Source organism: Lysobacter helvus (genome assembly GCF_018406645.1).
GTDB lineage: Bacteria > Pseudomonadota > Gammaproteobacteria > Xanthomonadales > Xanthomonadaceae > Noviluteimonas > Noviluteimonas caseinilytica.
This window is the reverse complement of record NZ_AP024546.1, coordinates 740,791-759,034: the sequence shown is the minus strand read 5'-3', so window position 1 is coordinate 759,034 and position 18,244 is coordinate 740,791. Positions and strand designations below refer to the sequence as shown.

Sequence of the window (18,244 nt, the reverse complement as noted above, 5' to 3'; positions counted from 1 at the left end):
ATGCCCATCTACGCCTTCGAATGCACGTCCTGCGGCCACGAGTTCGATCGCCTGCAGAAGATGTCCGACCCCGACCCGAGCGCCTGCCCGAAGTGCGAGACCGATGCGGTGAAGCGCCAGCTCACCGCGCCGTCGTTCCGCCTGTCCGGCAGCGGCTGGTACGAGACGGACTTCAAGAAGGACGGCGACAAGAAGCGCAACCTCGTCGAAGGTGCGCCGAAGCCGGTGGCGGACGCGAAGCCGGCGGAGAGCAAGCCCGCGGAATCCAAGCCGGCCGAATCCAAACCGGTGCCGAAGGCCGACTAGGCCGCGACATCCTCCGACCACTGCACGATCCGGTTCCGCCCGTTGCGCTTGGCGTTGAGCAACGCCAGGTCCGCGCGATGCAGCAGGTCCGACAGCGTTTCCCCGGGCTGCCACTCCGCGATGCCCACGCTCGCGGTGCACGCGTGGCCTTCCACCGCGATCTCCCCGATATCGGCGCACACCGACTGCAGCAGTTGTTCCGCTTCCGCCATCCGCAGCCCCGGCAGCAGCATCGCGAACTCCTCGCCGCCGAGCCGCCCGATCAAGCGGCCGTGGCCTTCCAGCTCCAGCAGGCGCCGCGCCACCGCGACCAATAGCTGGTCGCCGATGCGATGCCCGCCCTGGTCGTTCACGCGCTTGAAGTGGTCCAGGTCGATGAAGCACGCCGCCAGGTGCTGGCCCAGGCGCATGTGCGAGAGCATCAGCTCGCCCGTTTCGATGAAATGGCGGCGGTTGAGCGTGGAGGTGAGGGCATCCAGGCGCGCGCGTTCGGCCAGCTCTTCCTCGGCCAGGAAGTAGTTGCGGCGCGCGTGGTCGACGGTGGCGTGCATCGCCATCGCCACGATCCCGCCGCCGAGCGCCTGCACCCCGTAGGCCAGCCACACCGTGCTGCCGGCATGTGCGTGCCACAGCGCGAGCGCGCCGGAGAGGTATCCGAGCAGGATCGCCATCATCACCGTGGAGTTGCGCGCCCAGAACGGCGCGGTGACCAGCGGCGTGGCCACGAACATCGGCAGCAGCAGGCCCACGCCCCCGTGCCCGGGCCGCGTGCTCATCGCGCAGGACACCAGGAACAGGGTCTGCAGCGCCACGCCACCGGCGGCGAAGAGGTTGGCGTCGTGCAGGGTGCGCATCCACAGCGCCACCGCCGTCAGCACGACCAGCCCCACGTAGAGCAGCGGATCGTGCAGCCAGTCCGACAGCGGCGCGGGCATCAGCAGGGCCTGCAGCGCGACGAACAGGAACAGCAGCACGGGCGCCAGCAGCACCAGGCGGCGCAGGCGTTGCCGCTGCCAACCGAACATGCGCTGGACGTAGGCGGCCTCGCGATCCCGCGGAAACTCCATCCCTCTCCCCAAAAATGCCCGCCTTCGAGAAGCCTAACGGCCGAAAGACCCCCATTCCGGCCGTGCATCGGACCGATGCTCCCCGCGCCCCTCGGCTAAAATGCCCGGCCTCCCGGTTCGGACCCCCCCATGCGTACCCATTTCTGCGGCCTCGTCGACGAGGCGCTGGTCGGACAGACCGTCACCCTGTGCGGCTGGGCGGACGTCGCCCGCGACCTCGGCGGCCTGTGCTTCATCGACCTGCGCGACCACGAAGGCATCGTGCAGGTGGTCGCCGAACAGGCCGACGTCGCCGGCAATGCCGAAGTCGTCGAAGCCGCCGCGAAGGTGGGCTACGAGGATTGCCTGCGCATCACCGGCACCGTGCGCCGCCGTTCCAGCGTCAACCCCAAGCTCCGCACGGGCCAGGTGGAAGTGGTGGCGACGAAGATCGAGCTGTTGAACAAGGCCGAGCCGCTGCCGTTCCACGCGCACGAAAACCCGGGCGAAGACATCCGCCTGAAGTACCGCTACCTCGACATGCGCCGCCCGGAGATGCAGCAGATGATGCGCACGCGCATCCGGCTGGTGCAGTCGCTGCGCCGCTGGCTCGATGCGCGCGGGTTCCAGGACATCGAAACGCCGATCCTGACGAAGGCCACGCCCGAAGGCGCGCGCGATTTCCTGGTGCCGGCGCGCATGCATCCCGGCGAGTTCTACGCGTTGCCGCAGTCGCCGCAGCTGTTCAAGCAGATCCTGATGATGGCGGGCTTCGACCGCTACTACCAGATCGCGCGCTGCTTCCGCGACGAAGCGCTGCGCGCCGATCGCCAGCTGGAATTCACGCAGCTCGACATGGAGTTCGCGTGGGTGTCCGAGCGCGACGTGCAGGACACCGTGGAAGACATGATCCGCGTCGTGTTCCGCGAAGTGATGAACGTCGAACTGGCCAACCCGTTCCCGCGCATGACGTACGAAGAAGCCATGCGCCGCTACGGGTCGGACAAGCCGGACCTGCGCATCGCGATGGAATTCACCGACATCGCCGAGCTGGTGAAGACCTGCGAGTTCAAGGTGTTCACCGATTGGGCGAACCACGCCGACGGTCGCGTCGTGGCCTTGCGCACGCCGGGCGGCGCGCAGTTCTCGCGCAAGCAGATCGACGACTACGCCGCGCACGCCGCCAAGTACGGCGCGAAGGGCCTGGCATGGATGAAGCTCGACGAGACCGGCGCGATCAATTCGCCGATCGCCAAGTTCCTCGACGACGCCACGCAGAAAGCGATCCTCGACGCGACCGGTGCCAAGCCGGGCGATGCGATCTTCTTCGGCGCGGCCACGTACAAGAGCGCGTCGGACTTCATGGGCGCGCTGCGCCTGAAGCTCGGCAAGGACCTCGGCCTCGTCGCCGACGGTTGGGCGCCGCTGTGGGTCACCGACTTCCCGATGTTCGAGTGGGACGACGAAGAAAACCGCTTCGTCGCGCTGCACCACCCGTTCACCGCGCCGGCCGTGGACAGCATCGACGACCTGCGCGCGAACGCGAAGACCGCGGTCTCGCGCGGCTACGACATGGTGCTCAACGGCAACGAGATCGGTGGCGGTTCCATCCGCATCCACAACTCGGCGATGCAGTCGGCGGTGTTCGAACTGCTCGGCATCGGCGCGGAAGAAGCGGAAGGCAAGTTCGGCTTCCTGCTCGACGCGCTGAAGTACGGCGCGCCGCCGCACGGCGGCATCGCGTTCGGCATCGACCGCATCGCCGCGCTGATGGCGGGCACGGAATCGATCCGCGACGTCATCGCGTTCCCGAAGACCACCACCGCGCAGTGCCTGATGACCGGCGCGCCGTCGCCGGTGCCGGACAAGCAACTCGCCGAAGTGCACGTGTCGGTGCGCGAGAAGCCCGCGACGTGAGCGCGGTGGCGAGCGAAGTCGTGATCCGCCGCGCCACGCCCGACGACGCGCAGGCGTGGTCGGTGCTGGCCGAACGCGCGTTCGTGGAAGCGTTCGGGCACCTGTATCCGCCGGCGGACCTCGCGCAGTTCCTGCACGACAGCTATTCGGTCGACGTGCATCGCAAGTACCTCACCGATCCCGCGTGCGCCGTGTGGCTGGCCGAACGCGACGGCGAAGCGGTGGGCTACGCGCTCGCCGGTCGCCCGTGCACGTTGCCGCACGCGGACGTGAAGCCCGAGGACGGCGAGCTCAAGCGCATCTACCTGTTGCCGTCCGCGCAGAACGGCGGCACGGGCAGCCGCCTGATCCACACCGCGTTCGACTGGCTGGAGAAAGACGGCCCGACGACGTTGTGGATCGGTGTGTGGTCGCAGAACTTCGGTGCGCAGCGCTTCTACCAGCGCCTGGGCTTCGAGCAAGTGGGCAACTACGAATTCCTGGTCGGCAGCGTGCGCGATCCGGAATTCATCCTGCGGCGCGGCCCGAAGGCGTGAGCCCCGACGGCGCCGGCAAGCCGCGCGTCCTCCTGCTGCACGGGCTGTGGATGCCCGGCATGGCGATGCACTGGCTCGCCGGGCGCCTGCAGGCGGCGGGGTTCGACACCGAAATCTTTTCGTACGCCAGCGTCGCCGACGGCCCGGACCTCGCGGTGCCGCGCCTGATCGAAACCATCGGCGAACGCGACACCCATATCGTCGCGCACAGCCTGGGCGGCCTGATCGCCTTGCAGGCCCTGCACGACGCACCGCACCTGCCGGTGCGCCGCATCGTATGCCTGGGCGCGCCGCTCGGCGGCAGCGGCGCGGCGGCCGGGGTGCTGCGCTTCCCGATGTCCACGATGCTGCTCGGGCGCAGCGCAGCACTCCTGCGCACGGGGTTCCCCAGCTGGAACGGGCAGGCCGAGCTCGGCGTGGTCGCCGGCCGCGCGCCCCACGGGCTGGGCCGGTTCTTCGGCCATTTCGACGGGGACCACGACGGCACGGTCGCCATCGCCGAAACGCAGTTGCCGGGTCTGGCCGACCACGTGGTGGTGGATGCCAGCCACAGCGGCCTGCTCGTGTCGCACGCCGCGGCGGACCAGGCGGTGGCGTTCCTGCGCACGGGACGCTTCACCCACGAGTAGAATCTGCGCCCCCGCACCAGTCGCAGATCAGGTTCCCCATGGGTCGTGGCCCTTCCATCGAAGCCCGCAAGAACGCCGTCGATGCCCAGCGCGGCAAGATCTTCACCAAGGTGATCCGCGAGATCGGCGTCGCCGCGCGTGCCGGCGGCGGTGATCCGGCGACCAACCCGCGCCTGCGCGCGGGCATCGATCGCGGCCTGTCGGTGAACATGTCCAAGGACGTCATCGAGCGCGCGATCAAGAAGGCCACCGGCGAACTGGAAGGCGTGAGCTACGAGGAAATCCGCTACGAGGGCTACGCCCCGGGCGGCGTCGCGGTGATCGTGGACTGCCTGACGGACAACAAGGTCCGCACCGTGGCCGACGTGCGCCATGCGTTCGGCAAGTTCGGCGGCAACCTGGGCACCGATGGCTCGGTGGCCTTCATGTTCAAGAAGGTGGGCGTGCTGTCGTTCGCCGCGGGCTCGGACGAAGACCGCATCACCGAAGCGGCGATCGACGCCGGCGCCGACGACGTGGTGGTCTATCCCGACGACGGATCCATCGACGTGCTCACCGCGCCGGACGCCTTCGACGTGGTCAAGGCCGCGATGGAAGGCACGGGTTTCAAGCCCGACATCGCCGAAGTGACGATGCGCGCCGACAACGACATCGCCGTCTCCGGCGAAACCGCCCAGCAGGTGGTCAAGCTGCTGCGCTGGCTGGAAGACCTGGACGACGTCCAGAACGTCTACTCGAACGCCGACCTCGGCGCCGACGCATACGCGGCGTAGACTCGAGCGCGTGACCCGCATCCTCGGCATCGACCCCGGTTCCCAGCGCACCGGCGTCGGCGTGATCGACGTCGACGCGACGGGGCGTTGCACGTTCGTCCATGCCGAAGCCCTGGTGCTGCTGGACGCCGCGGATTTCCCCGCGCGCCTGGGCAAGTTGTGCGAAGGCCTCGAAGCGCTGATCGATGCGTGGCGGCCGGACGAAGTGGCCATCGAAACCGTCTTCATGGACAAGAACGCGAGCTCGGCGCTGAAGCTGGGGCACGCGCGCGGCGCGGCGCTGGCTACCGTGGTGCGCCGCCACCTGGCCGTGCATGAATACGCCCCGCGCCTGATCAAGCAATCGCTGGTCGGCCGCGGCGCGGCGGAAAAAGGCCAGGTGCAGCACATGGTGCGCCTGTTGCTGAAGCTGCCCGACGTGCGCCTGCAGGCCGACGCCGCCGATGCGCTCGCGGTCGCACTCACCCACGCACACATGAGCGCGACCGCGTTGCGCGCCGGCGCGAGCATCGCGCTGCTGCGTCGTCGCTGACCCATCCTGGAGCCACGCCTTGATCGGACGCCTGAAGGGAATCCTCGTGCACAAGCAGCCGCCGTGGCTGGTCGTGGACGTCAACGGCGTGGGCTACGAGCTCGAAGCGCCGATGAGCACGTTCTACGACCTGCCGGACGTCGGGCGCGAAGTCGCGTTGTTCACGCACTACGCACAGAAGGAAGACAGCGTGTCGCTGTACGGCTTCCTGCGCGAAGGCGAGCGCCGCCTGTTCCGCGACGTGCAGCGGGTGAGCGGCATCGGCGCGAAGATCGCGCTGGCCGTGCTGTCCGGCACCAGCGTCGACGAGTTCGCGCGCCTGGTGCAGACCAGCGACGTGACGGCCCTGACCCGCATCCCCGGCATCGGCAAGAAGACCGCCGAGCGCATGGTGGTCGAGCTGCGCGACCGCGCGGCCGACTTCGGCGGGGGCGGCGGGCCGATCGGGGGCAGCGTGCCGGCCGATCCCATGTCCGAAGCCGTCGTGGCCCTGCAGCAACTGGGTTACAAGCCGGCCGAAGCCGTCCGCATGGCGCGCGACGCCGCGGCCGCCGGGGACGAGGCCGCCACCATCATCCGCAAGGCGCTAAAGTCCGCGCTCCGCTGAGCCCCGGGTCCATGGCCGACACCTCTTCCAAAGCGTCCGACAACGCGCACGCGTCGCATGGCCACGGTCGCACGGGCCTGCTGGGCCTGGCCGTGGGCGCGATCGGCGTGGTCTTCGGCGACATCGGCACCAGCCCGCTGTACACGCTGAAGGAAGCGTTCTCGCCGCACTACGGGCTCACCGCCAACCACGACACGGTGCTCGGCATCCTGTCGCTGGTGTTCTGGGCGCTGATGATCGTGGTGACGCTGAAGTACGTCACGATCATCATGCGCGCCGACAACGAAGGCGAGGGCGGCATCATGGCCCTGATGGCGCTGGCGCAGCGCACGTTGCCGCGCAATTCGCGCTCGGCGTACGCCGTCGGCATCCTCGGCATCTTCGGTGCGTCGCTGTTCTTCGGCGATGGCGTGATCACGCCGGCGATCACCACGCTGTCGGCGATCGAAGGCATCACCATCGTCGCGCCCAAGCTGCACACCTGGATCGTGCCGATCACGCTCGCGGTGCTGGTGCTGCTGTTCGGCACGCAGCGCTACGGCACGCAGCGCGTCGGGCGCGTGTTCGGGCCGGTGATGCTGGTGTGGTTCGTGTCGCTGGCGGCGATCGGCGTGATGAACATCCGCCACAACCCCGAAGTCTTCCACGCGATCAATCCGTGGTGGGGCATGCAGTTCTTCATGACGCACGGCACGCACGCGATCTTCATCCTCGGCGCGGTGGTGCTGGCCGTCACCGGCGGCGAGGCGCTGTACGCCGACATGGGCCACTTCGGCGCGCGGCCGATCCGGCATGCGTGGTACTGGTTCGTCCTGCCCGCGCTGATGCTCAACTACATGGGGCAGGGCTCGCTGCTGTTGCTGGATCCGGCGATGGCGCGCAATCCCTTCTACCTGGGCGTGCCCGACTGGGCGCGCATCCCGATGATCGGGCTGGCCACCGCCGCGGCGGTGATCGCATCGCAGGCCGTGATCACCGGGGCGTACTCGGTGGCGCGCCAGGCGATGCAGCTGGGTTACATCCCGCGCATGCGCATCCAGCACACGTCCAAGGACACGATCGGGCAGATCTACATCCCGTGGATCAACTGGATCCTGATGCTGGCGGTGATCGCCCTCGTCCTGATGTTCCGCAGCTCCACCGCATTGGCCTCGGCGTACGGCGTGTCGGTGTCCGGCACGATGCTGATCGACACCCTGCTGCTGTTCCTGGTCGCGCGCGCGATGTGGCCGAAGGCGCGCCGCTGGGTGCTGCCGCTGTGCATCCTGTTCGGCATCATCGACACCGCGTTCCTGGTCGCCAACGGCGTGAAGTTCCTCGACGGCGCGTGGTTCCCGGTGGTGCTGGCGATCGTGGTGTTCACCGTGCTGCGCACCTGGCGCCGCGGGCGCACGCTGCTGTACGACGAAATCGTCAAGGACGGCATCCACATCGATACCTTCCTGCCGGGCCTGATGCTGGCGCCCCCCACGCGCGTGCCGGGCACCGCGATCTTCCTCACCGGGCAGTCGGGCATCATCCCGCATGCGCTGCTGCACAACCTCAAGCACAACAAGGTGCTGCACGAGACCAACGTGTTCCTGACGGTGGAGACGCTCAACGTGCCCACCGCGCCGAAGGACAAGCGCCTGAAGATGGAGCCCATCGGCGACGACTTCTATCGCGTGACGGTGCGCTTCGGCTTCATGGAAACGCCGGACGTGCCGCTGGCGCTGATGCGCTCGTGCGACGCCGGCGGCGGCATCCCGTTCGACCCGATGGACACCACGTATTTCGCCAGCCGCGAGAACGTGGTGGCGGGGCGCCATCGCGGCATGCCGATCTGGCGCGACCGCCTGTTCGCCTTCATGCACCGCAATGCGGCGCCGGCGACGGGCTTCTTCCGGATCCCGGGCAACCGGTTGGTGGAGTTGGGGGCGCAGGTCGAGATCTGATCCGCCCTGCGCGCCGGTGTCGTTGCCGGCCTTCCGTGCCACCATAGGCGCATGACCGAGGACCGCATCATCACCGCCGGGGCCACCCGCGAAGACGAGGCCGTCGAAGCCTCCATCCGCCCGAAGAAACTCTCGGAATACCTCGGCCAGGCGCCCGTCCGCGAGCAGATGCAGATCTACATCGAGGCGGCCAAGGCCCGCGGCGAAGCGCTGGACCACGTGCTGATCTTCGGGCCCCCCGGCCTGGGCAAGACCACGCTCTCGCACGTGATCGCCAACGAACTCGGCGTCGGCCTGCGCCAGACGTCCGGCCCCGTGATCGAGAAGGCCGGCGACCTCGCCGCGCTGCTGACCAACCTGCAGCCGCACGACGTGCTGTTCGTCGACGAGATCCATCGCCTCTCGCCCGCGATCGAAGAAGTGCTGTATCCGGCGATGGAGGATTTCCAGATCGACATCATGATCGGCGAAGGCCCCGCGGCCCGTTCGATCAAGCTCGACCTGCCACCGTTCACCCTCATCGGCGCCACCACGCGCGCGGGACTGCTCACCGCGCCGCTGCGCGACCGCTTCGGCATCGTGCAGCGGCTGGAGTTCTACACGCCGGAAGAACTCACGCGCATCGTGCGCCGCTCCGCGTCGATCCTCGGCATCGCCTGCGAAGCCGACGGCGCGGCGGAAATCGCCAACCGCGCGCGCGGCACGCCCCGCATCGCCAACCGGCTGCTGCGGCGCGTGCGCGACTTCGCGCAGGTGCGCGCGCAGGGCCACATCGACCGCAAGGTGGCCGATGACGCGATGAAGATGCTGAAGGTGGACCCGCAGGGCTTCGACGAACTCGACCGCCGCATGCTGCGCACCATCATCGACTCGTTCGACGGCGGCCCCGTCGGCGTGGAATCGCTGGCCGCCGCGCTCAGCGAAGAACGCGGCACGCTCGAGGACGTGATCGAGCCCTACCTCATCCAGCAGGGCTATCTCATCCGCACCGCGCGCGGCCGCATGGCCTCGGCGAAGGCCTATCGCCACCTCGGGCTGCGCCCGAAAACCGGCGCGCGCGAAGACCTGTTCGCCGAAGCCGAACGCACGTTGCCCGATGATGCAAGCGAAAGTTGAGCCTGTGTTCAGTTGGCCGACACGGGTGTATTGGGAGGATACCGACGCCGGTGGGGTGGTCTACCACGCGCAATACCTGGCGTTCCTCGAACGCGCACGCACCGAATGGATGCGCGCGCAGGGGCATGGCCAGGATGTCCTGCGCACGCAGCACGACCTCGTGTTCGCGGTGCGGGCCATGCGCATCGACTTCCGACTGCCGGCGCGCCTGGATGATGCGTTGCAGGTTTCCGTCTCGCTGGTGCAATGCCGCCGCGCGAGCCTGGTGATCGCGCAGTCCATCCGGTGCGGCGACACCCTGTTGCTCGATGCGGAAGTGCGCGTGGCTGCGCTGTCCGCGGCGGGCTTCAAACCCCGACCCATCCCGCAACCGTTGTTCGAAGCACTGAACGCCCTCGTGGAGACCCCCGCATGACCGCCCTGCTCGCGATGCTCGCCACCGCCCCCGCCGCGACCACCCAGGCCCTGCCGGAAGATGCGCAGGCGCGCACCGTCGAACTCGCCGGGCAGGCCGCCGCCGGCGCCGCCCCGTCGGCCAACCTCGACCTGTGGCACCTGATCACGCACGCCAGCCTGCCCGTGCAGCTGGTGATGCTGTTGCTGCTGCTGGCCTCGGTGGCCTCGTGGGTCATCATCATCCGCAAGCAGCGCGTGCTCGCGCGCGCCGAACGCGAAGCGATCCATTTCGAAGAACGCTTCTGGTCGGGCGCCGAACTCTCCAAGCTCTACTCCGGCGCCACCGAGCGCGGCCGCGCCGCCGAAGGCATGGAAGCCGTGTTCGAAGCCGGCTTCCGCGAATTCAACCGCGTGCGCCAGCGCCGCGGCGCCGACGGGCGCATGCAGCTGGAAGGCGCGCAGCGCGCGATGCGCGCCACCACCTCGCGCGAACTCGATGGCATGGAACACAACCTGGAGTTCCTCGCCAACGTCGGTTCCATCAGCCCGTACGTCGGCCTGTTCGGCACGGTGTGGGGAATCATGATCGCGTTCCAGGGCCTGGCGAACATGAAGGAAGCGACGATCGCGCAGGTCGCGCCCGGCATTTCCGAAGCCCTCATCGCCACCGCGATGGGCCTGTTCGCCGCGATCCCGGCGGTGTGGGCCTACAACCGCTTCGCGACCAAGGTCGAACGCATCGCGACGCGCTACGACGCGTTCTCCGAAGAGTTCTCGTCGATCCTGCAGCGCCAGGCGCACGTCGACGAATAAGGCGAGGGCCACCCCATGACCGCCATGTCTTCGCGCCGCAAGAAGCGCAAGCTGAAGGCCGAGATCAACGTCGTGCCGTACATCGACGTGATGCTGGTGCTGCTGATCATCTTCATGGTGACCGCGCCGCTGTTGAACCTCGGCGTCGACATCGAACTGCCGCAATCCAACGCGCGCCCGCTCGAACAGAAGAAAGACCCCGTGGTCGTCAGCCTCGATCGCGACGGCAACCTGTGGGTGGTGTTGCAGGGCGGCAAGAACACGCCGGTCACGATGGACCAGATGGTCCAGCAGGTCGGCGCGTACGCGCGCAACAACAAGGACGTGCCGGTGTACGTGGCCGCCGACAACGACGTCGCCTACCAGAAGGTCTACGACGTGCTCACCGCGCTGCAGACGCGCGCCAACGTCCCGCGCGCCGGCCTGATGAGCCAGGCGGGGGCGCCGCAACGGTGAAGGAGCGGTCGTCCGACACGACGGAGGCCATCATCGCGGCGGTCGCGTTGCACGCGGTGTTGCTCCTCCTGATGTATTTCGGCCTGCCGTGGTTCAAGGAGCCGCCGGTGAACCCGGCCGGCCCGCCGATCGAAGCCGAACTCGTCGATCCGAACGCGTTGTCCGCGTCGATGCGTCGTGCGTTGGCGTCGCGTCCGTCGCAACCGACGCCGCAGCCCGCGCCGCCGGAGGAAACGGAAGCCGCGCCGCAGGAACAACCGATTCCGGAAAAACGTCCGGAAGATGCGCCCGAGCCGCAACAGCAGACCCCGCAGGCGCCGATCGTCGAACCCGACACGCGCGAGCAGGACGCCGCGAGCGCGCAGGCCATTTCGCCCAAGCCGCCCGCGCCGAAAGAGCAGGAAGAAAAGCGCCGCCAGGAACAGATCGACGTCACCGAACAGGAACGCCAGCTCGAAGCCGAGCGCACGCGTCGCCTGTCGCAGATGGAACGCGATCGCCTCGCGCAGCTCGCCGACGTGCGCAAGCAGCGCGAGCAGAACCGCCGCGAGGCCAACCTCGCCGAACAGAAACTCCGCCAGCTCGCCGACGCGCGCAGCGCCGCCGATTCGGCCGCGCAATCCGACGCGCAGGCCAGCCCGCCGCCGGGCAACAACGGCCCGGACAACAACCTCAAGGCGCAGTACTACGCCGCGATCGCCGATGCGATCCGCATGAACTGGAACCGGCCCGAGAACATCCCGGCGGGCCAGGTCTGTCCCATCCGCATCCGCCAGGTGCCGGGCGGCGAAGTCATCGATGTCGAAGTCCTGCCGTCGTGTCCCTACGACGACCAGGGCAAGCGTTCGGTCGAGGCCGCGGTGCTCAAGGCCCAGCCGTTGCCATATGCCGGTTTCGAGTCCGTGTTCTCCCGCGACCTCAGCATCCGCTTCCGCCCCAACGACGATTGAAACCGCCGGGTGTCGGCGCGTTCATCTTTAATGCGCATTTCACGGCCAAGCTGTTAACAACACCGCTCCATTCAGGAATCCCCCGATGACCCGAACGCTGCGCCGCCTCGCCACGATCGCCCTGGTCGTCCTTTCCTTGCCGGTTTTCGCGCAGGACATCCCCCAGATCGACGTCGTCGGTGGCCGCGCGGCCGCGTTGCCCATCGCCGTGGTGCCCTTCGCGGGCAGCGCCGGCGACACGGACATCGCCAAGGTCATCGCCGCCGACTTCGAGCGCAGCGGCCAGTTCCGCACGCTGCCGGTCGCCGACATGATCGAGCGGCCCACCACCGCCGCGCAGGTCAACTACCCGACCTGGCGCACGCTCAAGCAGGACTACCTGCTGATCGGCCGCATCGACAACAGCGGCGGCAACCTGCGCGTGGAATACGAACTGTTCGACATCGCCAAGCAGCAGCGCGTGCTCGGCCAGGTGATGACGCTGCCCGCCACCGGCGCGCGCGACCTGTCGCACCAGCTCGCCGACGCGGTGTACGAAAAGATCCTCGGCGTGCGGGGCGCGTTCTGGACGCGCATCGCGTACGTCACCGCCGCGGGCACCGGCAACAATCGTTCGTACAAGCTGATGGTCGCCGACAGCGACGGCTTCAACCCGATCGCCGTGGTGAGCTCGCCGCAGCCGATCCTCTCGCCGTCGTGGAGCCCGGATGGCCGCAAGCTCGCCTACGTGAGTTTCGATCGCGGCAATTCGTCGATCTACATCCAGAACCTGACGAGCACCGGGCGCGAACTCATCGCCAGCTTCCGCGGCATCAACGGCGCACCGGCGTTCTCGCCGGACGGCACGAAGCTCGCGATGACGCTGTCGAAGAGCGGCAACCCCGAGATCTACGTGATGGACCTGGGCAGCAAGCAGTTGCGCCAGATCACCAACCATTTCGGCATCGATACCGAAGCGGTGTGGAGCGCCGATGGCGGCTCGCTGTATTTCACGTCCGACCGCGGCGGCAAGCCGCAGATCTACAAGGCCTCGGCCGCGGGCGGCGGCGCCACGCGACTGACCTTCCAGGGCAGCTACAACGCGCGCGCCACCGTGTCCCCCGATGGCAAGAAAATCGCCACCGCGCAGGGCAACGGCAACACGTATCGCATCGCGTTGTTCGATTCGAGCCTCGGCGGCGGACGCTGGACGCCGCTCTCGCCGGGTTCGCTCGACGAATCGCCGACCTTCGCCCCGAACGCCGCCATGCTGCTGTACGCAGCGAAGGAAGGCGGCCGCAGCGTCCTGTACACCGTGTCCGCCGATGGTCGCGCGCGTGCGCGCCTTCCGGTCGATGGCGCGAATGTGCAGGAACCGTCGTGGGGCCCGTTCCGACAGCGCCGCTGAACAGGCGGGCGTAGACTCCCGCGACACGAACCAACCTGGCCGCGGACCATCCCGGCCATCCCCCTGCGAGAAGACGAGGAACGACGATGAACGCAATCTCCCTGGACGCTATCGGCAAGAACCGCTTCGGCAAGGCGCTGCTGGTGGCCGTCATGTGCACCGCCGCCGTGGCCTGCAGCAAGAAGGTCAAGGAAGTCCCGCCGCCGGCCGAGCCGACCACGCAGGCCCCCGTCACCGAAGCACCGGCCACCACGCCGGGCGCCTACGGTCCGGAAGACCTGGACACCGATGCCTGCCTCCGCACGCGCATCGTGTACTTCGATTTCGACCAGGACGCGCTGCGTCCGGAATTCCAGGCCGCGATGGCCTGCCACGCCAAGTACCTGCGCGATCGTCCGTCCGCGCGCATGTCGCTGGAAGGCAACGCCGATGAACGCGGCAGCCGCGAATACAACCTCGGCCTCGGCGAGCGCCGTGGCAACGCGGTGTCCTCCGCGCTGCAGGCCAACGGCGGTTCCGGCAGCCAGATCACCGTGGTGAGCTACGGCGAAGAGCGTCCGACCTGCAACGATTCCAGCGAAGACTGCTGGGCCAAGAATCGTCGCGTCGAGATCGTCTACACCGCCAAGTGATGCAACGCATGCGCAAGACTTTCGTCCTTGCGACGCTCGCGGCAGCCCTCGTGGCTGCCGCGCCCGCGTTCGCGCAGCGCGCCAGCCTCGCCGACCGCGTGGCCGCGCTCGAACAACAGGCCGCCAACAACCAGGGCAACGTCGACCTGCTCAACCAGGTGCAACAGTTGCGCTCGGAAGTGCAGGCCCTGCGGGCGCAGCTCGAAGACCTGCAGCAGCAGAACGAACAACTCAAGCAAGCCGCGCGCAGCCAGTACCTGGACGTCGACGGGCGCCTCAACCGCCTCGAAGGCGGGGCTTCCGCCGCACCCGCGCCGGCGGCCAGCACCGCGGCGCCGCCGCGCGCATCCACGCCGCCGCGCAGCACGCCCACTACCACCGTCACGCCCGACCGCGCGCCCACCGTCCGCGGCGACGCCGGCCGGGTCGCCCAGGGCGCCGACGAACGCACCGCGTACGAAGCCGCCTTCGCCATCCTCCGCGGCGGCGACTACGTGCAGTCGGCCCAGAAATTCCAGGCCTTCCTCACCGACTACCCGGCGGGCACCTACGCGCCCAACGCCCTGTACTGGCTCGGCGAGAGCTACTACGTCACCCAGAACTACGAGCTCGCCCTCACGCAATTCCAGGCGCTGCTCGACCGCTACCCCACGCACGACAAGGCCCCCGGCGCCCTGCTGAAGGTGGGCCTGGCCGAGTACGGCCTGAAGCGCATGGAAGCCGCCGAGGCCACCCTGGCCCAGGTCTCGCAGCGCTATCCCGGCACCGACGCCGCCCGCACCGCCGAGGATCGCCTCCGCGCGATCCAGCTGGGCCGCGTCCGCTGAGTTCGCGGCCAGGCGGGCAGGGCGCGTAAAATGCGCGCCATGTCCGTTGTCCAGCCCGCGCAGGCGGCCTCCGCGCTCGCCGCGGATCGCCTCAAGCTCACCGAAATCTTCCTGTCCCTGCAGGGCGAAGCCCGCGATGCGGGCTGGCCCACCGTGTTCGTGCGCCTCACCGGCTGCCCGTTGCGCTGCCAGTACTGCGACACCGCGTACGCCTTCCACGGCGGCGACTGGTGGGACATCGACGCGATCCTGTCCGAAGTCGCACGCCACGGCGCGCGCCACGTGTGCGTCACCGGCGGCGAACCGCTCGCGCAGAAGCGCGTGATCGGTTTGCTGTCGAAACTTTGCGACGCCGGCTACATCGTCTCGCTCGAAACTTCCGGCGCCATCGACATCGGCGACGTCGACACGCGCGTGTCGCGCATCGTCGACATCAAGACGCCGGGCTCCGGCGAAGTCGCGCGCAACCTGTGGAGCAACCTCCCGCTGCTCACGCCGCACGACCAGGTGAAGTTCGTCGTCTGCAGCCGCGCCGATTTCGACTGGGCCGTCGACGTGCTGCGCGAACACGCGCTCGCCGACAAGTGCGACGTGCTGTTCTCGCCGAGCCATGCGCAGGTCTCGCCGCGCGCGCTCGCCGACTGGATCGTGGAAGAACACCTCCCGGTCCGCTTCCAGATGCAATTGCACAAGGCCCTGTGGGGCGACGAGCCGGGGCGCTGATGACGCAGGTGAAACGGGCGGTCGTCCTCGTGTCGGGCGGCATGGATTCGGCGGTCGTGCTCGCGATCGCGCGCGAACAGGGCTTCGAGCCTTACGCATTGAGCGTGAAGTATGGGCAGCGCCACACGTCCGAACTCGACGCCGCCGATCGCGTCTCCGATGCGATGGGCGCCACGCACAAGACCGTCGTGGTCGACCTGCGCCTGATCGGCGGGTCCGCGCTCACCGATGCCGGCATCGACGTGCCCGATGCGGGCGGCCCCGGCATCCCGGTCACGTACGTGCCGGCGCGCAACACGATCATGTTGTCGGTCGCGCTGGGCTGGGCCGAAGTGCTGGGCGCGGCGGACCTGTTCTGCGGCGTGAATGCCGTCGATTACTCCGGCTATCCCGATTGCCGTCCCGAATTCATCGAAGCCTTCGAGCGCCTGGCGAACGTCGCCACCAAGGCGGGCGTGGAAGGCGCCGGCATCCGCGTCCACGCCCCGCTGCTGCGCATGTCGAAGGCCGACATCGTGCGTGAAGGCATGCGCCTGGGCGTGGATTTCGCGCAGACCGTGTCGTGCTACCGCGCCGACGCCGACGGCCGCGCCTGCGGCCATTGCGACGCCTGCCGATTGCGTGCGGATGGCTTCACGGCCGCCGGCATCGCCGATCCCACGCGCTACGTAAGTTAGAATCCCGCCCCGTTACAACCCGCGTCACCCCCTGTGGGCCGTTAGCTCAGTCGGTAGAGCATCGGACTTTTAATCCGCTGGTCGATGGTTCGAATCCATCACGGCCCACCATCGATTCAATGACTTGCGCGTGCGTCGTCCGCGCTACGTAAATACCTTCATCAATCACGCCGACGGTTTCACGTGCGGCGCGCGCTTGTCGTAGCGGTTCAAGCAGGTTGGGCGCGGACTCCGAGCCCGCCATCGGTCGGGGCCTTGACCTGGATCAGGGCCGACCTGCGCGGCATCGCCGAGGATCCTCGCATCCTCAACGAGACCCGCCGCCATGCAGTACCTGATCTCGCCCTCGAGCCACGTCGCCAGCCTCGACCGGATCGCAGACCGTCTCAACGACCTGGATCCCTCCGCGCTCATCGACGTCGACGCCGCGGGGCGCCTGCGCGTTTCAACGCTGCTCCCCGACGCGGAACTCCTGCTCGCCCTCGGCATGGCCGGCCTGCTCGTCGCGCCGTGCGACGTGGAGCAACTGCCGTCGGAATGCTGTGGCGGTTGCGGGGGCTGAATCCTTCCATGGACGCCACGCTCGCTTTCGATGCCGACCTGCTGCGCCGCTACGACCGTCCCGGCCCGCGCTACACCTCGTACCCGACGGCCCCGCAATTCCATGCCGGCTTCGGCGAGCGGGAACTCCGCCAGGCCGCCGCGTCGAGCAACGGGGACCTGATCCCCAGGCGCCTGTCGCTCTACGTGCACGTCCCGTTCTGCGAGAGCCCTTGCTTCTATTGCGGCTGCAACCGCGTGATCACGCGCGACAAGACACGCGCGGACGCGTACCTCGCACGGCTGTACCGGGAGATCGCCCTCGCGGCGGACCTGTTCGATCGCGACCGCGAGCTGATCCAGGTGCACTTCGGCGGCGGCACGCCGAACTTCCTGTCTCCGGCGCAATTGTGCGAAACGGTCGACACGATCGGAACGCACTTCCGTATCGCACAGGGTGCAGATCGCGACATCTCGATCGAACTCGACCCGCGCCACGTCGACACGCACGACATCGCGCAACTCGCCGCGTGCGGCTTCAATCGGGCCAGCCTCGGCGTGCAGGATTTCGACCACGACGTCCAGGTGGCCGTCAATCGCGTCCAGGGCGTCGACGAAACGCGCGCGGTCGTCGATGCGTGCCGCGCGCAGGGATTCCGCTCCGTCAACATCGACCTGATCTACGGGTTGCCGAAGCAGACCGTGGCCGGCTTCAACCGAACCCTGGACACGGTGGTCGACATGCGGCCGGACCGCGTCGCCGCCTACGGCTACGCGCACATGCCGGCCTTGTTCAAGCCGCAACGCAGGATCGACGCATTCACGCTGCCCGATCCGGAAGCGCGCCTGGTCCTGTTGCAGCAGGCGATCGCACGCCTCACGCAGGCAGGCTATCGCTACATCGGCATGGACCACTTCGCGCTGCCGGGCGACGACCTCGCCGTCGCGCAGGGGCAGGGGGGGTTGCATCGCAACTTCATGGGGTACACGACGCATGCCGACAGCGATCTCGTCGGCGTCGGCGTGAGCGCGATCAGCCACGTCGCCGATACGTTCAGCCAGAACGCGCGCGATCTCCCGACCTGGGAAGCGATGCTCGATTCGGGCCACCTGCCCGTGTTCCGCGGCATGCAACTGAGCGAGGACGACCAACTGCGCGCGAGCCTCATCCAGTCGCTCATGTGCCAGGGCGAAGTCGCGATCGACGCGATCGAGGATCGTGCCGGCATCGACTTCCGCGCGTACTTCAGCGAAGGTCTCGAGCGACTCGCGCCGTTGGTCGCGGATGGACTGGTGCGTGTCGAAGCGCACCGCATCGAAGTGACGGGTCGCGGTCGCCTGTTCCTGCGCAACATCGCCATGTGCTTCGACCACTACCTCGATGCGACCGCCGATACGGAGAAGCCGCGCTTCTCCCGCGCCATCTGACCGTCCCCCGGCGTACCAT

At 68.3% G+C, this 18,244-nt stretch carries 21 protein-coding genes and 1 tRNA gene; 21 read left to right on the top strand and 1 reads right to left on the bottom strand.

Annotated features, from left to right (window positions below; translation table 11 throughout):
- Entirely contained in the window at positions 1-306 is a 306-nt protein-coding gene (locus LYSHEL_RS03840; protein ID WP_213435829.1) for an FmdB family zinc ribbon protein, read from the top strand.
- Here the strand turns inward: LYSHEL_RS03840 and LYSHEL_RS03835 are convergent.
- Positions 303-1,373, bottom strand: a complete 1,071-nt coding sequence (locus tag LYSHEL_RS03835; RefSeq protein ID WP_213435827.1) for a GGDEF domain-containing protein — start codon at positions 1,371-1,373, stop codon at positions 303-305. The two genes, LYSHEL_RS03840 and LYSHEL_RS03835, sit on opposite strands and share 4 nt — an antisense overlap.
- 129 nt (positions 1,374-1,502) lie before the next feature.
- Here LYSHEL_RS03835 and aspS point away from each other — a divergent pair, with 129 nt between their 5' ends.
- From aspS to hemN, 20 genes are all read left to right on the top strand, one after another.
- Positions 1,503-3,269, top strand: coding sequence for an aspartate--tRNA ligase (gene aspS / locus LYSHEL_RS03830; protein ID WP_213435826.1), 1,767 nt, complete (start codon positions 1,503-1,505; stop codon positions 3,267-3,269).
- A gap of 5 nt (positions 3,270-3,274) precedes the next feature.
- The gene (locus LYSHEL_RS03825; RefSeq protein ID WP_244858716.1) at positions 3,275-3,805 is read left to right on the top strand and encodes a GNAT family N-acetyltransferase; all 531 of its coding nucleotides are present in this window, start codon (positions 3,275-3,277) and stop codon (positions 3,803-3,805) included.
- Between the two features lie 50 nt (positions 3,806-3,855).
- Complete coding sequence (locus LYSHEL_RS03820) at positions 3,856-4,434, top strand: esterase/lipase family protein (protein ID WP_213437562.1); 579 nt, start codon at positions 3,856-3,858, stop codon at positions 4,432-4,434.
- Between the two features lie 38 nt (positions 4,435-4,472).
- On the top strand, positions 4,473-5,207 hold the full coding sequence (locus tag LYSHEL_RS03815; protein ID WP_213435824.1) for a YebC/PmpR family DNA-binding transcriptional regulator: 735 nt from the start codon (positions 4,473-4,475) through the stop codon (positions 5,205-5,207).
- Between the two features lie 10 nt (positions 5,208-5,217).
- Positions 5,218-5,739, top strand: a complete 522-nt coding sequence (ruvC, locus tag LYSHEL_RS03810) for a crossover junction endodeoxyribonuclease RuvC (protein ID WP_213435822.1) — start codon at positions 5,218-5,220, stop codon at positions 5,737-5,739.
- Positions 5,740-5,758: 19 nt separating this feature from the next.
- Positions 5,759-6,346, top strand: a complete 588-nt coding sequence (gene ruvA, locus LYSHEL_RS03805; RefSeq protein ID WP_213435819.1) for a Holliday junction branch migration protein RuvA — start codon at positions 5,759-5,761, stop codon at positions 6,344-6,346.
- An 11-nt stretch (positions 6,347-6,357) separates the two neighbouring features.
- Positions 6,358-8,280 carry a potassium transporter Kup gene (locus LYSHEL_RS03800; protein WP_213435817.1) on the top strand — a complete coding sequence of 641 codons (1,923 nt, stop codon included), beginning with the start codon at positions 6,358-6,360 and terminating at the stop codon, positions 8,278-8,280.
- A 51-nt stretch (positions 8,281-8,331) separates the two neighbouring features.
- Complete coding sequence (gene ruvB, locus LYSHEL_RS03795) at positions 8,332-9,396, top strand: Holliday junction branch migration DNA helicase RuvB (RefSeq protein ID WP_213435815.1); 1,065 nt, start codon at positions 8,332-8,334, stop codon at positions 9,394-9,396.
- The gene (gene ybgC, locus LYSHEL_RS03790; protein WP_407075155.1) at positions 9,377-9,811 is read left to right on the top strand and encodes a tol-pal system-associated acyl-CoA thioesterase; all 435 of its coding nucleotides are present in this window, start codon (positions 9,377-9,379) and stop codon (positions 9,809-9,811) included. The genes ruvB and ybgC overlap by 20 nt, the downstream gene beginning before the upstream one ends.
- On the top strand, positions 9,808-10,605 hold the full coding sequence (gene tolQ / locus LYSHEL_RS03785; protein ID WP_244858651.1) for a protein TolQ: 798 nt from the start codon (positions 9,808-9,810) through the stop codon (positions 10,603-10,605). The genes ybgC and tolQ overlap by 4 nt, the downstream gene beginning before the upstream one ends.
- 15 nt (positions 10,606-10,620) lie before the next feature.
- Positions 10,621-11,061 carry an ExbD/TolR family protein gene (locus tag LYSHEL_RS03780; protein ID WP_213435811.1) on the top strand — a complete coding sequence of 147 codons (441 nt, stop codon included), beginning with the start codon at positions 10,621-10,623 and terminating at the stop codon, positions 11,059-11,061.
- Entirely contained in the window at positions 11,058-12,011 is a 954-nt protein-coding gene (locus tag LYSHEL_RS03775; RefSeq protein ID WP_244858649.1) for a cell envelope integrity TolA family protein, read from the top strand. The genes LYSHEL_RS03780 and LYSHEL_RS03775 overlap by 4 nt, the downstream gene beginning before the upstream one ends.
- Positions 12,012-12,096: 85 nt before the next feature.
- On the top strand, positions 12,097-13,398 hold the full coding sequence (gene tolB, locus LYSHEL_RS03770) for a Tol-Pal system beta propeller repeat protein TolB (RefSeq protein ID WP_213435809.1): 1,302 nt from the start codon (positions 12,097-12,099) through the stop codon (positions 13,396-13,398).
- An 86-nt stretch (positions 13,399-13,484) separates the two neighbouring features.
- A complete protein-coding gene (pal, locus tag LYSHEL_RS03765; protein ID WP_213435807.1) occupies positions 13,485-14,030 on the top strand; it encodes a peptidoglycan-associated lipoprotein Pal in 546 nt (181 codons plus the stop codon).
- 8 nt (positions 14,031-14,038) lie between these two features.
- Complete coding sequence (gene ybgF / locus LYSHEL_RS03760; RefSeq protein ID WP_213435805.1) at positions 14,039-14,857, top strand: tol-pal system protein YbgF; 819 nt, start codon at positions 14,039-14,041, stop codon at positions 14,855-14,857.
- 39 nt (positions 14,858-14,896) lie between these two features.
- Complete coding sequence (gene queE / locus LYSHEL_RS03755; protein WP_407075154.1) at positions 14,897-15,580, top strand: 7-carboxy-7-deazaguanine synthase QueE; 684 nt, start codon at positions 14,897-14,899, stop codon at positions 15,578-15,580.
- Between the two features lie 8 nt (positions 15,581-15,588).
- A complete protein-coding gene (gene queC / locus LYSHEL_RS03750) occupies positions 15,589-16,257 on the top strand; it encodes a 7-cyano-7-deazaguanine synthase QueC (protein WP_213437558.1) in 669 nt (222 codons plus the stop codon).
- 35 nt (positions 16,258-16,292) lie between these two features.
- Positions 16,293-16,368: transfer RNA gene (locus tag LYSHEL_RS03745), tRNA-Lys, on the top strand.
- 214 nt (positions 16,369-16,582) lie between these two features.
- The gene (locus LYSHEL_RS03740; RefSeq protein WP_213435801.1) at positions 16,583-16,819 is read left to right on the top strand and encodes a hypothetical protein; all 237 of its coding nucleotides are present in this window, start codon (positions 16,583-16,585) and stop codon (positions 16,817-16,819) included.
- 8 nt (positions 16,820-16,827) lie between these two features.
- Positions 16,828-18,225 carry an oxygen-independent coproporphyrinogen III oxidase gene (gene hemN / locus LYSHEL_RS03735; RefSeq protein ID WP_213435799.1) on the top strand — a complete coding sequence of 466 codons (1,398 nt, stop codon included), beginning with the start codon at positions 16,828-16,830 and terminating at the stop codon, positions 18,223-18,225.
- Positions 18,226-18,244: the final 19 nt, after the last annotated feature.

Coding starts and splice junctions, on each gene's coding strand:
- LYSHEL_RS03840 (WP_213435829.1), top strand. CDS start 1: ATGCCCATCTACGCCTTCGAATGCACGTCCTGCGGCCACGAGTTCGAT.
- LYSHEL_RS03835 (WP_213435827.1), bottom strand. CDS start 1,373: ATGGAGTTTCCGCGGGATCGCGAGGCCGCCTACGTCCAGCGCATGTTC.
- aspS (WP_213435826.1), top strand. CDS start 1,503: ATGCGTACCCATTTCTGCGGCCTCGTCGACGAGGCGCTGGTCGGACAG.
- LYSHEL_RS03820 (WP_213437562.1), top strand. CDS start 3,856: ATGCCCGGCATGGCGATGCACTGGCTCGCCGGGCGCCTGCAGGCGGCG.
- LYSHEL_RS03815 (WP_213435824.1), top strand. CDS start 4,473: ATGGGTCGTGGCCCTTCCATCGAAGCCCGCAAGAACGCCGTCGATGCC.
- LYSHEL_RS03800 (WP_213435817.1), top strand. CDS start 6,358: ATGGCCGACACCTCTTCCAAAGCGTCCGACAACGCGCACGCGTCGCAT.
- ruvB (WP_213435815.1), top strand. CDS start 8,332: ATGACCGAGGACCGCATCATCACCGCCGGGGCCACCCGCGAAGACGAG.
- ybgC (WP_407075155.1), top strand. CDS start 9,377: ATGATGCAAGCGAAAGTTGAGCCTGTGTTCAGTTGGCCGACACGGGTG.
- tolQ (WP_244858651.1), top strand. CDS start 9,808: ATGACCGCCCTGCTCGCGATGCTCGCCACCGCCCCCGCCGCGACCACC.
- LYSHEL_RS03780 (WP_213435811.1), top strand. CDS start 10,621: ATGACCGCCATGTCTTCGCGCCGCAAGAAGCGCAAGCTGAAGGCCGAG.
- tolB (WP_213435809.1), top strand. CDS start 12,097: ATGACCCGAACGCTGCGCCGCCTCGCCACGATCGCCCTGGTCGTCCTT.
- pal (WP_213435807.1), top strand. CDS start 13,485: ATGAACGCAATCTCCCTGGACGCTATCGGCAAGAACCGCTTCGGCAAG.
- ybgF (WP_213435805.1), top strand. CDS start 14,039: ATGCGCAAGACTTTCGTCCTTGCGACGCTCGCGGCAGCCCTCGTGGCT.
- queE (WP_407075154.1), top strand. CDS start 14,897: ATGTCCGTTGTCCAGCCCGCGCAGGCGGCCTCCGCGCTCGCCGCGGAT.
- LYSHEL_RS03740 (WP_213435801.1), top strand. CDS start 16,583: ATGCAGTACCTGATCTCGCCCTCGAGCCACGTCGCCAGCCTCGACCGG.
- hemN (WP_213435799.1), top strand. CDS start 16,828: ATGGACGCCACGCTCGCTTTCGATGCCGACCTGCTGCGCCGCTACGAC.